Origin of the sequence: Pseudomonas sp. 44 R 15, assembly GCF_900004965.1 — a bacterium.
GTDB classification, from domain to species: domain Bacteria; phylum Pseudomonadota; class Gammaproteobacteria; order Pseudomonadales; family Pseudomonadaceae; genus Aquipseudomonas; species Aquipseudomonas orientalis_A.
In genome coordinates this window covers 68914-83741 of record NZ_CVTU01000117.1, presented here as the reverse complement: position 1 = coordinate 83741, position 14828 = coordinate 68914, and the positions used below count along the sequence as shown (strand labels likewise).

The 14828-nt window shown below is 60.3% G+C and carries 13 protein-coding genes; 4 read left to right on the top strand and 9 right to left on the bottom strand.

What is annotated here, in order from left to right; genetic code table 11:
• Nucleotides 1-13: 13 nt before the first annotated feature.
• Nucleotides 14-1141, bottom strand: coding sequence for a cytochrome c oxidase subunit II (gene coxB / locus BFP93_RS24720; protein WP_065895269.1), 1128 nt, complete (start codon nt 1139-1141; stop codon nt 14-16).
• 370 nt (nt 1142-1511) lie between these two features.
• On the opposite strand from coxB, the gene BFP93_RS24715 reads away from it, so the two are divergent.
• A complete protein-coding gene (locus tag BFP93_RS24715; protein ID WP_065895268.1) occupies nt 1512-2159 on the top strand; it encodes a hypothetical protein in 648 nt (215 codons plus the stop codon).
• Nucleotides 2160-2298: 139 nt separating this feature from the next.
• Here the strand turns inward: BFP93_RS24715 and BFP93_RS24710 are convergent, their stop codons facing one another.
• The 6 genes from BFP93_RS24710 to BFP93_RS24685 all read right to left on the bottom strand — a co-directional run bounded on the left by BFP93_RS24710 (nt 2299) and on the right by BFP93_RS24685 (nt 9868).
• Entirely contained in the window at nt 2299-3846 is a 1548-nt protein-coding gene (locus tag BFP93_RS24710; protein ID WP_065895267.1) for a SulP family inorganic anion transporter, read from the bottom strand.
• A gap of 85 nt (nt 3847-3931) precedes the next feature.
• On the bottom strand, nt 3932-4663 hold the full coding sequence (locus BFP93_RS24705) for a carbonic anhydrase (RefSeq protein WP_065895266.1): 732 nt from the start codon (nt 4661-4663) through the stop codon (nt 3932-3934).
• A gap of 225 nt (nt 4664-4888) precedes the next feature.
• Entirely contained in the window at nt 4889-5947 is a 1059-nt protein-coding gene (locus BFP93_RS24700) for a PA0069 family radical SAM protein (RefSeq protein ID WP_065895265.1), read from the bottom strand.
• A gap of 70 nt (nt 5948-6017) precedes the next feature.
• A complete protein-coding gene (locus BFP93_RS24695; RefSeq protein ID WP_065895264.1) occupies nt 6018-7316 on the bottom strand; it encodes a cytochrome c in 1299 nt (432 codons plus the stop codon).
• Between the two features lie 12 nt (nt 7317-7328).
• Nucleotides 7329-9113, bottom strand: coding sequence for a GMC family oxidoreductase (locus tag BFP93_RS24690; RefSeq protein WP_065895305.1), 1785 nt, complete (start codon nt 9111-9113; stop codon nt 7329-7331).
• A 2-nt stretch (nt 9114-9115) separates the two neighbouring features.
• Nucleotides 9116-9868 (bottom strand): gluconate 2-dehydrogenase subunit 3 family protein, encoded by a 753-nt coding sequence (locus BFP93_RS24685; protein ID WP_065895263.1) that lies wholly within the window; start codon nt 9866-9868, stop codon nt 9116-9118.
• 272 nt (nt 9869-10140) lie between these two features.
• Here BFP93_RS24685 and BFP93_RS24680 point away from each other — a divergent pair, with 272 nt between their 5' ends.
• Nucleotides 10141-10800, top strand: a complete 660-nt coding sequence (locus BFP93_RS24680) for a dual specificity protein phosphatase family protein (RefSeq protein WP_065895262.1) — start codon at nt 10141-10143, stop codon at nt 10798-10800.
• A 108-nt stretch (nt 10801-10908) separates the two neighbouring features.
• Here BFP93_RS24680 and BFP93_RS24675 read toward each other — a convergent pair whose 3' ends face one another.
• Both BFP93_RS24675 and prlC read right to left on the bottom strand, forming a co-directional pair.
• Nucleotides 10909-11184, bottom strand: coding sequence for a YheV family putative zinc ribbon protein (locus tag BFP93_RS24675; RefSeq protein ID WP_065886753.1), 276 nt, complete (start codon nt 11182-11184; stop codon nt 10909-10911).
• Nucleotides 11181-13232 carry an oligopeptidase A gene (prlC, locus tag BFP93_RS24670; RefSeq protein ID WP_065895261.1) on the bottom strand — a complete coding sequence of 684 codons (2052 nt, stop codon included), beginning with the start codon at nt 13230-13232 and terminating at the stop codon, nt 11181-11183. The genes BFP93_RS24675 and prlC overlap by 4 nt, the downstream gene beginning before the upstream one ends.
• Nucleotides 13233-13333: 101 nt before the next feature.
• On the opposite strand from prlC, the gene BFP93_RS24665 reads away from it, so the two are divergent.
• Entirely contained in the window at nt 13334-13876 is a 543-nt protein-coding gene (locus BFP93_RS24665) for a gamma carbonic anhydrase family protein (protein ID WP_065886751.1), read from the top strand.
• Entirely contained in the window at nt 13873-14532 is a 660-nt protein-coding gene (locus tag BFP93_RS24660) for an HAD family hydrolase (protein WP_065895260.1), read from the top strand. The genes BFP93_RS24665 and BFP93_RS24660 overlap by 4 nt, the downstream gene beginning before the upstream one ends.
• Nucleotides 14533-14828: the final 296 nt, after the last annotated feature.

The following is a 14828-nucleotide window of genomic DNA, read 5'->3' as shown; positions in this document are numbered from 1 at the left end:
GCAATGAAGGTAGTCATTTGCTTTGCGCCTGTTTCAGAGCCAGCACGTCTTTGGGCGTGACCATGTCGCCTTTGTTATTGCCCCAGGCATTGCGCTCGTAGGTCACGACAGCGGCGATATCGACTTCCGAAAGTTGCTTGCCGAAGGCCGCCATCGCGGTGCCGGGTTTGCCGTGATAGACAATGTTCAGGTGATCGGCGGCGGGGCCGGTGGCGATTTTCGAGCCCTTGAGCGCCGGGAACATCGGCGGCAGGCCCTGGCCTTCGGCCTGGTGACAGGCCACACAGGTGGTGTGGTAGACCTTGTCGCCGCGCGCGACCAACTCTTCCAGCGTCCACTCCTTGGAGGTCAGCTCCTTGAGCTTGACCGCCTCTTGTTTGCGCTCACCGAGCCAGGTGTCGTAGTCAGCCTTGGATTTGACTTCGACCACAATGGGCATGAACCCATGGTCCTTGCCGCATAACTCGGCGCACTGGCCGCGATAGATGCCGGGCTTCTCGACACGGGTCCAGGCCTCGTTGACGAAGCCGGGGATGGCGTCACGCTTGACGGCAAAGGCCGGCACCCACCAGGAGTGGATCACGTCGGCGGCGGTCACCAGAAAGCGCACCTTGGCGCCCACCGGCAACACCAGCGGCTGGTCGACTTCCAACAGGTAATGTTCGCCCTTGGTGGCCTGGTTATGGATCTGTTCGGCGGGCGTGGCCAGGTTGCTGAAGAACTCCACATCCTGGCCCAGGTATTTGTAATGCCACTTCCACTGATAGCCGGTGACCTGGATATCGATATCCGACTCACTGCTGTCGTAGATGTTGATCAGGGTCTTGGTCGCTGGAATGGCCATGGCCACCAGGATCAGCAATGGCACCACGGTCCAAAGAATTTCTACGGTGGTGCTCTCATGGAATTTGGCCGCTACCTGGCCCGTGGACCGGCGATGCAGAATCATCGACCAGAACATCGCGCCAAACACGACGATGCCGATCACCACACAAATCCAGAAAATGGTCATGTGCAGGTCAAACACAGCGTGACTGACTTCAGTGGCCCCTGGCGCCATATTCGTTGTCCAGGCCGCGTGGGCCTGGCCGAATACCGACCACAACAGTAAGCCCATCCAAACGTGTGGATGTCGCGTCATTGCGGGTTCCCCTTTATGTTTCTTGTTATCCCGCCGGTTTGCACCTGCGGCCAAGGGAGCGGCTTCCAGACTGCTTACAACCGCCAAGCCTTGCCTGCTTCTGCAGTTGGGCGTCATCAGCTAATTGCGTACAAATCCGAGTATAGACAGCCGTAGCGACCCCGCAATGTGTAGGGGCAAATGAGTGAAAACAGACGGACCGGGGCCCAATGCAATGGGCGGCAGAATCGTTTATCCGGCCAAGGGTGGTATTTCGATATAACGTCTACGTATAACCATGAAATAATTATGACAAATGCGTCTTAGGCGCTCGTATAAACGAGCTACCTTATCCTCTCCCTTTTCCTACACCTGCATGACTGGAGCCTTCATGAACACCGCCGCATTGCGCGAGCAGATTTCCCGTGCCCATCAACACGAAGCCACGACGGGCCAGCTTGCCCGGCAACTGGAAAAACAATTGCCGCACCTGCATTCGGCCATTTCCCTGGCTGACGGTGATCGCAACATTGTCATGACCCGCTTTGTCACCGCCTACATCGACCTTGTCCCCGAGTTGCTCGACGCTGCCAATGACGTGGCACGCGAAGCCGGGATCGAAAGCCAGATAAAGCCCGTGCTGAAGATCGCCGAGCATTTCTTCCTGCAGCCGCCGGCGATTCTGGCCGGCCACGAAGGCCTGGACGGCCTGCTGGACGAGGCCTACCTGGCCCATCGTCTGGTGGAAGAGGTCAACGATCTGTACATCAAGCATTTCGGCCAGCCGCTGATTCCGGCCGATACCACCGTCGCCAACCTGATTGCCCATCAATTGATCGGTGAAGGTTTCGCCAACCAGCTGGATGAAGCCGTGCACCTGGCGGTGGATGAGATGCTTAACGAGGAGAGCTTTGCGCTGGAGTCGGTCGAGGCTTATCGCGAAACGCTCAAAAGCCCGAACACAGAAGCCGCGTGGAAGCGCTGGCCATGCCTGTCGCGCCAGTTGGGCGTTGAGCTGGCACTGGATCAGCCTGCCTGAATCTCGAGTCCGATAAAAAACTCCAATGTGGGAGGGGGCTTGCCCCCGATAGCAGTGTGTCAGCCAAAGAGATTTTGACTGGTCCACCGCAATCGGGGGCAAGCCCCCTCCCACACTTTTTATCCGGTTTCGTCAGGTATCAGGTAGTAGACGGCGCCGAACCAATTCCCACCGTCGTTCGCACTCGACCTTCCAACCGACGCTTCAAGCCACGCGCTTCGATCACCAGCTTCGAGCCCTTGGCCGCATTGGCCCGTCCCCATTCCTCCAGCAACTCCAGGCAGGAATGGTCGATATAGCTCAGGTTATTGAGCGGCACATGCACGGTGGTTCCGGTCGGCACGGTCGACAGCACCTGCGTCAACGCCGGTACTTTGAGGAACGTCGCCGCTCCGGTCAGGCGCAACTCCATCTCACCGTCCTGAGGCAAATCGACCAGGCTGATTTTCAGCCGTGATGCCTTGAAGGCCAGCTTGACCAGCGTCAGCCCGAAGCCCACCAGCACCCCCGTCAGCAGGTCGGTGAAGATGATCGCCAACGCCGTGGCGGCATAGGTGAACATCGGCATCCGGCCATAACGTCCCAAGGCCTTGAACGCCTTCACGTCCACCAGCTTGATCCCGGTATACACCAGCACGCCGGCCAGGCTCGCCACCGGGATGCTTTGCAGCACACTCGACAGCAACAGCACGAAGCCCAGCAACCACACGCCATGGAACATCGCCGACAACCGCGTGGTGGCGCCCGCCTGGACGTTGGCCGAACTGCGCACAATCACACCGGTCATCGGCAAGGCACCGACCAATCCGCACAGCATGTTGCCCACGCCCTGGGCGGACAACTCCTTATCGAAATCCGAGCGCTGCCCGCTGTGCATGCGGTCGACCGCTGCGGCGGACAGCAGCGTCTCGGCACTGGCGATAAACGCGACGGCAAATGCGGCGATCAGCAGTTGCGGGTCAGCCAGGTTGAGCAGGTCGCTGGGGCGCAACCAATCGATGGCATCGGACAGGTTCGCCGGTACTTCCACACGCTTGACCTGCAATGCCAGCACCAGGCTGGTCACCGTCGCCAGGCCCACGCCCAGCAGAGCGCCTGGCACAAAGCGCAGTTTTTGCGGCCGGAATTTATCCCACAGGTACATCACCAGCATGGTCGACACACCGAGCAGGCCCGCCTGCCAGCCGAGCCCGCCGCCGAGGGTGGGAATCGCGTCGACCAACGCGGCCGGAAAGCCCGCCAGGTTATCCAACCCCGACGGTTTGGGCGCACCGTCGAGCATCACATGGATCTGCGACAGCACGATCAATACGCCGATCCCCGCCAGCATGCCGTATACCACCGCCGGCGCCGTCACGCGGAACCAGCAGCCCAGGCGCAGACGCCCGGCCACCAATTGCAGGAAACCCGCCAGCAGCAGGATAGGTCCCAGCATCATCATGCCGTGCTGGCGCACCAACTCGAACACCAACACCGCCAAGCCCGCTGCCGGGCCACTGACTTGCAGCGGAGACCCCGCCAACCAGCCCACCACCAGACCACCGATGATACCGGTGATCAAGCCCTTGGCCGGCGGCATGCCGGACGCGATTGCAATCCCCATGCACAAGGGCAGGGCGACCAGGAACACCACCACGGAGGCAAGCAGCTCCCGAGGCAGAACAGCTTTTAATTGAGCAGCACGCATGATGACTCTCCCGAGGCATTCGCCGGGCGCGGTAAAGCCTGGCTGCATCCATGGCAGCCACCGCATTACCCGGCAGGGAAGTGTGTTAGAAGCGCGCTTTAGGCGTCGCGGATGGAATCGGGCCTTCGCCGCCCAACGGTCGGAACGCCGACTGATCCGCATCGTAAGCCCGGATTTCGCTGGTCTCGATGTTGTAGATCCAGCCATGAATAAACAATTGGCCATTGGCCATGCGCGAAGCCACGGAAGGGTGGGTGCGCAAGTGCTGCAACTGGGCGATGACGTTTTCTTCGGTCAGTACCTTCATGCTTTCGCCTTCATTGGCGCAGTCACAGTTGTCGTGGACCATCGTCTTGGCGACCTCGGCATGACGCAACCAGGCCTTGACCGTCGGCATCTTCTCGAGGCTGTCGGGATTGAGCACCGCGCGCATGGCGCCGCAATCGGAATGCCCGCACACGATGATGTGCTGTACGCCAAGGGCGAGTACCGCGTACTCGATGGCCGTAGAAACACCGCCGTTCATCTGGCCATAAGGAGGGACCACGTTACCCACGTTGCGGGTCACGAACAGGTCGCCGGGCGAACTTTGGGTAATCAGCTCGGGCACGATGCGCGAGTCGGCGCAGGTAATGAACATCGCGCGCGGGCTCTGGGCCGTGGCGAGTTTCTTGAAGAGTTCTTCCTGCTGGGGGAAGACGTCGTGATGAAAATGCAAAAAACCGTCGACGATATGCTGCAGCGCTGCATCGGCGGTTTCCGCCACTTGAGGGGCTGAAGCCGACGCAGCCAACGGCTGTTTATCCTTATCACTCATGATTCAACCTCTTGATCAATGCAGGGGAAGTGTTCAAGTCAGTTCGACGCTCGGGCGGTGAAATAGTTGGGAAACTCCAACGACCAGGGCGCCGACTCATTAGTCACTCGTCGAACAAGGTACCCGTCGAAACTTAACTCAAACTGAATGAACCGCTCTAGATCGAGGGTTTCAGTGATATTAAAACGCGACTATTCGTACGGTAGTTTCCCATTTGTCTTCTTCCTACAACAATGCCATTTGCCTGCCCGGTGGGCAAAATGCGGTGCAATCGAGATTGAAGCCTTCCCGGCGATTGAGCCCCAGGCGTTTGATCGCCTTGCTGAAACGCTGTGCCAGCAGATCGGCAAACGGGCCCTCACCGCGCATGCGCACCCCGAAGCGGCTGTCATACACCTCGCCACCACGCACCTGACGCACCAGGCTCATCACATGCGCCGCGCGCTGCGGGTAATGCGCCGCCAGCCACTCCTCGAACAGCGGCGCCACCTCGAGCGGCAGGCGCAGCATCATGTACGCGGCACTTTGCGCACCGGCGGCATGGGCCTCGATGAGCAGGCTTTCCAACTCGCTGTCGTTGATCATCGGAATCATCGGCGAGCACAGCACGCCGACCGGAATACCCGCCTCCCGCATCACCCGTATCGCCCGCAACCGCGCCTTGGGTGCCGCCGCACGCGGCTCCAGGATGCGCTTGAGCTCATCGTCGAGGCTGGTGAGGCTGATCATCACCGCCACAAGCCGTTGGCGGGCCAGTTCGGCGAGCAGGTCCAGGTCGCGCAGGATCAATGAGCCCTTGGTGATGATAGTCACCGGGTGCCGATAGCGCAGCAGCACTTCGAGGGTTTGCCGGGTGATCCTGTATTCACGCTCGATAGGCTGGTACGGGTCGGTGTTGGAGCCCAGGTTGATCGGCGCGCACACATATCCCGGCTTCGAGAGTTGCTGCTCCAGCACGTCGGCGGCATTGCTCTTGGCGATCAACCGGGTTTCGAAATCCAGCCCCGGTGACATGTCCCAGTAGGCATGGCTGGGCCGTGCATAGCAGTAGATGCAGCCATGTTCGCAGCCGCGATAGGGGTTGATGGAGCGATCGAACGGCAAGTCCGGCGAGTTATTGCGGGTGATGATGGTCTTGGCCGTTTCGATGCGCACTTCGGTGCCCTGGGTGGGCGGCACTTCCTGGAACCAGCCGTCGTCCTCGGCCACGCTGACGGTGGGGGCGAAACGGTTGTGCAGGTTGGTGGCCGTGCCCCGGCCACGGGGTGGCAGTGCAGTGGTCATGAAAACGCCTCGATACTGTTTTTATATACAGTATCGAGGCGCGCGCTATCTGACCAGTGCCGTTTGGCGGTCAGTGCTTTTGCGTGACCTGCCCCAGATCGTCACCCGAGGTGGTGCGCATATCGCTCTTGCGCAGGTCGGCCACGTCGCTTGCGCTCACGGGTGCGCCCTGATTGCCCCAGCTGCCGCGGATGAAACTGACCACGTCCGCCACTTCCTGGTCCGACAAGCGCCAGGCGAATGCCGGCATGGTGAAGGTCGATGGCGCAGCGTGGGTAGCGGGCAAGGTGCCGCCGTTCAACACGATATTGATCAACGACGTGGCATCCGCCGTCTGCAGCACCGGGTTACCCGCGAGCGCCGGGAACACCCGGGTATAGCCATGCCCATCGGTACGGTGGCAGGCCGCGCAGTTGTCGATATACACCGAAGCGCCCGGCTTGCTGTCATCCCCTTTCCAGAGCGCCTGGGCCACGTGTTGGTCGTACTGGTGCGGCTTGTCCTTGGGGTCCACCGCCGGCAGGCTCTTGAGGTAACGGGCGATAGCGGTCAGGTCGTCCTGGGACATGTATTGCATGCTGTGGACCACCACATCGCTCATGCCGCCGAACACCGCGCTTCGATCACTGCGACCGGTCTTGAGAAATTGCACCAGTTGCTCTTCGCTCCAGCTGCCGAGGCCGTCCTTGTGGTCGCCGCGCAGGCTTTTCGCAATCCAGCCTTCCAGGGGCGCACTGCCGGACAGGAATGCACTGCCGTCGGCGGCGCTCAGGGCTTTTTCCTGCATGGTCAGGGCGCGGGGTGTATGGCACGCACCGCAATGGCCGAGGCCTTCGACCAGGTAGGCGCCACGACTGACCACCGGATCGGCGGTGGTTTGTACCTGATGCTCCTCGACCGATGGCGCGAACATCCAGCGCCACGCCGCCAGGGGCCAGCGCATGCTCAACGGCCAGGGAATATCACTGTCCCGGTTCTGCTGGGCGACCGGCTCGACGCCTTTCATGAAGTAGGCATATAGCGCCTGCATATCGCTGTCGCTGACGCGTGCGTAAGACGGATAAGGCATTGCCGGGTAAAGCGTACTACCGCTCTTGGCGACGCCATGGCGCACGGCCTTGTCGAAGTCTTCGAAGCTGTAGTCACCCAGGCCGGTCTTGTCCGGTGTGATGTTGGTGGAGTAAATCACGCCAATGGGGGTTTCCATCGGCAGCCCGCCGGCGAATGGCTTGCCGCCCTTGGCGGTGTGGCAAGCCACACAATCACCGGCGCGGGCCAGGTATTCACCTTGCTTGATCAGGTCGGTTTCAGCCGCGCTGACCGAGCAACTGCTCAGCAGCGCCAGAGAGGCGATAACGAGTGCTTTCATGGTCATCGCTCCTTATGCCTGAACCAGCGGGCCGGGGTTTTTCAGGTACTGTTCGCGGATCGCGCGAGCCGACCAATAGGTCAAAGCTGCCACCAGACCGGTAGGGTTGTAGCCCAAACCTTGTGGGAAAGCGGACGCCCCCGGGACAAACACGTTGTGTACATCCCAGCTCTGCAGGTAGCGGTTCAACGCGCTGGTTTTCGGGTCGGTGCCCATGATCGCGCCACCGTTGAGGTGCGTGGTCTGGTACGACGCGGTATTGAAATGCTCGCCGACTTTTTTGCCCAACACGGCGATGGCCTTGGGATTCATGGCCTGGGCGACCTTGCCCATTTTTTCCATCATGAAGCGGTTCATCTTGATGTCGTTTTCCTGCCAGTCGAAGGTCATTCGCAACAGCGGCAGGCCGTAGGCATCGCGGTAAACCGGGTCCAGATCCAGGTAATTGCTGCGGTAGGACTGATGCGCACCGTGGGAATCCATCGACACCTGGTGGGTGTAGTAATCGGCGGTGGCACGCTTCCACGCGCTGCCCCAGGCCGGCGTGCCCGGCGGGTTGGAAGTGCCGGCAATCGGCCGGCTGCCCGCCTGGTTGACCCACATCGGCGAGCCGCCCACGAAGCCGTGGGGGCCGTGGTCGAAGTTGTCGGCGTTGAAGTCGTCGATGGCCACGCCATTGCCGCCCGCGCCGATGAAGTTGTTGGTGTGGGTGTCCTTGTCGAAGAACGCCTTGATGGTGCCCATGTTCTGGTAGGCAAAGTTCCTGCCGACCACGCCTTCATTGGTAATCGGGTCGTAAGGCTTGCCGATGCCCGACAACAGCATCAGGCGCACGTTGTGAAACTGGAATGCGCCGAGAATCACCAGATCCGCCGGTTGTTCGCACTCCCGGCCCTGGCCGTCGACATAGCTCACACCGGTGGCTTTCTTCCCGGTGCTGTCGAGGTTGACCTTGAGCACATGGGAATTGGGCCGCAACTCGAAATTCGGCACCTGGCGCAACGCCGGCAGGATGTTCACGTTCGGCGACGCCTTGGAGTACATGTAGCACACGTAGCCACTGCAAAAGCCGCAGAAGTTGCACGGCCCCATCTGCGCGCCGTAAGGGTTGGTGTAGGGCCCGGAGGTATTGGCCGACGGCAGGTTGTAGGGTTTGTAACCCACATCAGCAGCCGCTTTCTGAAACAGCTGCGCGGAGACCGTGTTTTTCTGCGCTTCCAGCGGGAAAGGGTTGGAGCGATCCGGTGCATAGGGGTTGCCGCCGCGACCTTCACCGACCAATTGACCCTTGACGGTCCAGGCCTGGCCGGAAGTGCCAAAGACTTTTTCCGCGTAGTCGAAAAACGGCTCCAGTTCTTCGTAGCTGACGCCGAAGTCCTGGATGGTCATGTCCTTGGGAATGAAGTGCTTCCCATAGCGTTCCTCGTAGTGGCTGCGCATGCGCAACTCGATGGGGTCGACGCGAAAATGCACGCCCGACCAGTGCAGGCCTGCACCGCCGACGCCGTTACCCGGCAAGAAGGCGCCGAGCTGACGGTTGGGCAGGGCGACGTCATTCACACTATGGCGAATGGTCACGGTTTCTTTGGAAATGTCCTGGAAGAGCTTTTTACGCACGCTGTAGGTCAATTCGTCGATGACCTGGGGATAGTTGCCGTCCGGGTAGGTGTCCTGCATCGGGCCGCGCTCCAGCGCTACCACGTTGAGGCCGGCCTCGGTCAGTTCCTTGGCCATGATCGCACCGGTCCAGCCGAAGCCCACGATCACCGCGTCCACTTTCTTCATGATGGTCGCCACGCTCATGCCCTCTCGCCGCGAATGGAAACAGCCGGGAAGGGGTATTGCTCGTTGCGCTCCACCCAATCCATGAAATCGGCGCGGGCGCCGGGGAAACCGATCATGGTCCAGCCGACCATGCCTTTGTTGCCACCGTGGATGGGGTCGCAGAAGAAGCCTTCCTTGGTGTTCTGCAACAGCAGGTTGAAGAACATCTTTGGCGGCACTGCCGCGAAGTGAGCGCTCACTTCACTGCCACCCGCCTCAAGGCGGCGCAACATGTCGTCTCGGGTAGCGCTGTCTTGCGCAGCAAAAGCTTTACCGTTGAACGCCTTCGACCAGGCATCCGTCGCGGCGATACCCAGGCGATAGATCTCCTTGGGCACCAATTTGCTCTGCCAGCCCATCTCCGGCGCGGCGTCGGCATTGAAGGGGCCTTGCATGAACCACAGCGCGCCACTGGCGTACGGGGTGTTCATCTGACGGTCGATGTATTCCGGCGCACCGGCTTCCAGAGCGCCTGGGCCCTGGGCATCGGCGGGAATCAAACGCTCGACGGCGGCGTTGATAAACGCCCATTCCTCGGCGGTGAAATAAGTCGGTTCATACGCCTTGTCACTGGGAGCCGGCTGGACTGGCGCGGCCTGGACAGGCTCGGGCGTGGCCATCAGCATCGAACCGCCAAGGCCGGTACTGGCAACCGTGACCACCGGGATCAAGGTCAAGGATTTGCGCAAAAAATCACGCCGGGGGTTGTCTTGATCTTGATCAGACATGGGTGCACCTCATCATGTGGTCACGGGTATATCAGCCGCTTCTGGGAGCAGCGTGAAGGTTTGCCAACGAGTGGGATCCAAAGACAGAACACTTTCGCAAACAATATTTACAAATGATAGCAGGCTAAGAATTGGGAAGAATCTCTTCAATAACAAAAACAGCGGATCAGATCTGATGATTCACAATTCTTTGACGAGCACCTCACGCCCCATTCACCCCGTGCGTACGACTCTGGACATCATCCACATTGCCCAATTCGGTTACGTTAAAAATGTTCAAGATTCGACTGTTGCCGGCCTTCGGCTTGGCACTGATGGCCCTGATCACTGCCGTTAATGTCCACGCCGATAGCACCACCTCTTCCATTCGCTCGCCTGAGTGGGCCCAGCCAGTGGGTGATCAATACAATCTGCACCAGATGACGCCCACGCTCTATCGCAGCGCGTTGCCAGACAGTGATGCAGTGCCCGTGCTGGAAAAACTGAAGATTGGCACGGTGATCAACTTTTTGCCGGAGTCCGATTCGGCTTGGCTGAAGTCAGCGGATATAAAGCAGGTGCAAATTATTTATCGTACCAACCATGTCGACGATTCCGATGTGCTGGCGGCACTGCGAGCGATTCAAGAGGCTCAGGCCAACGGCTCGGTGTTGATGCATTGCAAACACGGCTCTGACCGCACCGGGCTGATGGCCGCGATGTATCGGGTAGTGATTCAGGGATGGAGCAAGGAAGACGCACTCAACGAGATGACTCTGGGCGGCTATGGCAGCAGTAACGGCTTCAAGGATGGCGTTCGTTACATGATGAAAGCCGATATCGACAAGTTGCGCACAGCCTTGGCGAATGGCGATTGCAGCACCAGCGCGTTTGCGCTGTGCTCGATGAAAGATTGGATCACCACAACGGGCAAGGAAGAGAAAGAATTGTAGGAGCGCGCTCGCTCGCGAAAAACTCGATTACGCCACGTTTATCCGGGAAACACGCGTTATCGTTAACGTTTTTCGCGAGCAAGCTCGCTCCTACAGTTAAGTGCCGCTTTAGTCTTTTTTCAGCTTCGGGTTAGGAAAGAACTGCACCGCTTGCACCTTCGGGTCCGCCGGCGCTTTCAACGCCGAGGTATTGACCCGCGTGCCCAACTCCCTGGGCACTGACAGCCCCTGATCATTGAGCGTATCGGTATAGCCGCAGGCCACACATTCGCGGTGCGGCACGTTGTCCTCGGTCCACATCTTCAGCTTGTCCGGCTCGCTGCACGCCGGGCAGACCGCCCCGGCGATAAATTGCTTTTTGGTAATCACAGGCCCTTCACTCATGCTGCCGCGTCCTCACTCAGGCCGCTGTGGCGCAAGAGTGCGTCAATCGACGGCGCCCGTCCGCGGAAGTCGACGAACAACACCATCGGCTCCTGGGAACCGCCCCGTGCCAGGATCGCTTCCCGGAAGGCGCGACCGGTCTGGGCATTGAGCACGCCGTCTTCTTCGAACTTGGAGAAGGCATCCGCCGAGAGCACTTCGGCCCACTTGTAGCTGTAGTAACCCGCCGCATAACCGCCGGCAAAGATATGCGCAAAGCTATTGGGGAAACGATTGTAGGCCGGCGGACGCATCACCGAGACTTCATCGCGCACACCGTCGAGTACCTGCGCCACACTGCGTCCGTCGCCGTGGGTGGCGTGCAGTTCGAAGTCGAACAGCGAGAACTCGAGCTGGCGCACCATCATCAGGCCGGACTGGAAATTCTTCGCCGCGAGCATTTTTTCCAGCAGGTCCTGGGGCAGCGGTTCACCGGTTTCGTAGTGACCGGAAATCAGCGCCAGGCCTTCAGGCTCCCAGCACCAGTTCTCCATGAACTGGCTCGGCAGCTCCACCGCATCCCAGGCCACGCCATTGATACCGGATACGCCGGCGTGTTCAACGCGGGTCAGCAGGTGGTGCAGGCCATGACCGAACTCGTGGAACAGGGTGGTGACTTCATCGTGAGTCAGCAGGGCAGGCTTGCCACTGTCGGCCGGAGTGAAGTTGCACACCAGGTTGGCCACCGGGCTTTGCAGCACGCCATCGATGGTGCGGCGGCGGTCGCGGGCGCCGTCCATCCAGGCACCGCCACGCTTGTTGGCGCGGGCATACAAATCAAAGAAGAAGCGGCCGACGTGCTGGCCGTTTTCCTTGATCTCGAACAGGCGCACGTCCGGGTGCCAGGCGTCGAAACCTTTCTGTTCGGCGATTTCAATGCCGTACAGGCGCTGCACAATGGCGAACAGGCCGCCCAATACCTTGTCGATCGGGAAGTAGGCGCGCAAGGCTTCCTGGGACACGCTGTAGCGCTGCTCGCGCAGTTTTTCGCCGTAGAAACCGCTGTCCCAGCTTTGCAGATCAGGGCAACCTTGTTCAGCGGCGTAGGCCTTGAGCTGCTGCAGGTCCTGGGTGGCGAACGGCTTGCTGCGCCGGGCCAGGTCGCGCAGGAAACTCAACACCTGATCGCTCGACTCGGCCATTTTGGTGGCCAGGCTCAGTTCGGCGAACGACGCGTAGCCCAGCAATTGAGCCAGTTCCTGACGCAAGTCGAGGATCTGTTCCATCACCGGGCCGTTATCGTTCTGACCGGCATTCGGGCCCTGGTCCGACGCGCGGGTGCAGTAGGCTGCGTAGACTTCTTCACGCAGGGCACGGTCCTGGGCGTAGGTCATTACCGCGTAATAGCTTGGAAATTCGAGGGTGATCAGCCAGCCATCGAGACCTTTGGCCTGGGCGGCGGCGGCCATTTGCGCCTTGGCCGAATCGGTCAGACCGGCGAGGGTGGCCTGGTCGGTGACGTGTTTGGTCCAGGCCTGGGTGGCGTCCAGCAACTGGTTGGAGAATTTGCTGCCCAGCTCCGACAGCTTGCTTTGCACGTCGGCGTAGCGCTTCTGCTGCTCGGGCGGCAAATCGATACCCGACAGGCGGAAGTCGCGCAGGGCGTGTTCCAGAATGGTCTTTTGCGCCACATCGAAACCGGCGGCTTCGGGGCTGTTGGCCAGGGCTTCGAAGGCCTGGAACAGTTCACGGTTCTGCCCCATCTCGGTGGAGTAGGCGCTCAATGCCGGCAGGCAAGCCTCATAGGCTTCGCGCAACTCGGCGCTGTTACACACGGCGTTGAGGTGGCTGACCGGGCTCCAGGCCGCGCCCAGGCGATCATTAAGCTCGTCCATGGCCAGGACCAGGCCCGCCCATGTCGGATTTTTGCCCTGGCTTTGCAGGATGTCTGCGATCGCTGCACGGTTGTCGGCCAGGATCTGTTCGATGGCCGGCTGGACATGCTCGGCACGGATCGCCGAGAACGGCGGCAGGTCGTAGGGCTGCAGAAGAGGGTTGTTCGCGCTCACGGTTGGCACCTTGGCTGAAGAAACAGATAAGACAAAGATGGGGCCATCTTAATTACAATCAACACCCACCGCAGCTATCAGTACAACAGAGAGAGGCTATCGTGACCCTTCGCACCTATCAGAATCACACGCCAACCCTGGGCACCGGGGCGTTTGTCGATGTTTCGGCGGTGGTGATCGGCGATGTCGAAATCGGCGCCGACAGCTCGGTCTGGCCATTGACGGTGATTCGCGGCGACATGCACCGCATCCGTATCGGTGCGCGCACCAGCGTGCAGGACGGCTGTGTGCTGCACATCACCCACGCCGGCCCGTTCAACCCGGACGGTTTCCCGCTGTTGATCGGTGACGACGTGACCATCGCCCATAAAGTCATGCTGCATGGCTGCACCGTGGGCAGCCGCATCCTGATCGGCATGGGCAGCATCGTCATGGACGGCGCCGTGGTGGAGGATGACGTGATCATCGGGGCCGGCAGCCTGGTGCCGCCGGGCAAGAAACTCGACAGCGGCTTTTTGTATGTCGGCAGTCCGGTTAAACAGGTCCGCCCGTTGACCGACAAGGAGCGTGCCTTTTTCACCTACAGCGCGGCGAACTACGTGAAGCTAAAAGACCTGCACATCGCGCAAGGATTCGACCAATGACCCTGCACCACCAGACCGTGCTGTTCGACCTGGACGGCACCCTCACCGACCCGCGCGAGGGCATTACCCGTTCGATCCAGTACGCCCTCGGCAAACTGGGCATCGACGAGCCGGACCTGACCCGGCTCGAACACTTCATCGGCCCGCCGTTGCTGCAAGCGTTCATGCAGTTCTATGGCTTCGACGAGGCCAAAGCCTGGGAAGCGGTGAATTTCTATCGCGAGCGCTTCAAGGTCACGGGGCTGTATGAAAACCAGGTATTCGACGGCGTGATGCCACTGCTCGAAGAACTGAACAGCCAGGGCCGCCAACTGTATGTGGCGACCTCCAAGCCGTGGGAATTCGCCCGTGAGATCGCGCGGCATTTCGACTTTGCCAAGCACTTCAAGGTGATTTACGGCAGCGAGCTGGATGGCACACGCACCAACAAGGTCGAGCTGATCGCCCACCTGATGCGTGAAGAAGGGCTGGACCCGGCCACCACCTTGATGATCGGTGATCGCAAGCATGACCTGATCGGCGCGCGCAGCAATGGGCTCGACTCGGTGGCAGTGGGTTATGGGTTTGGCAGCTTTGAAGAGCTGAATGCCGAAGCGCCGACCTGGCATTTTGAGACGTTGGCAGAAATGCATCAGGCGTTTTTGCGGCGGACTTGAGTCCGCCATCGGGGGCAAGCCCCCTCCCACAATTGACCTGTGTACACCGCTCAAAATGTGGGAGGGGGCTTGCCCCCGATGAGCATAGGTCTCTACACAACCCATCTGATACACCTCGGTCCAAATGTGGGAGGGGGCTTGCCCCCGATGGCGGCCTCTGGGCCGACCAGGATGTTGGATCAGATCGAGTACATATCCATTCTTTAGGTAACGGCCACTTAGGGTTCCGCCCTGACGGCGGGTCACTTTGGAAAAGCCCCAAAGTAACCAAAGGGCTCTTGCCCCACCACTCGGCA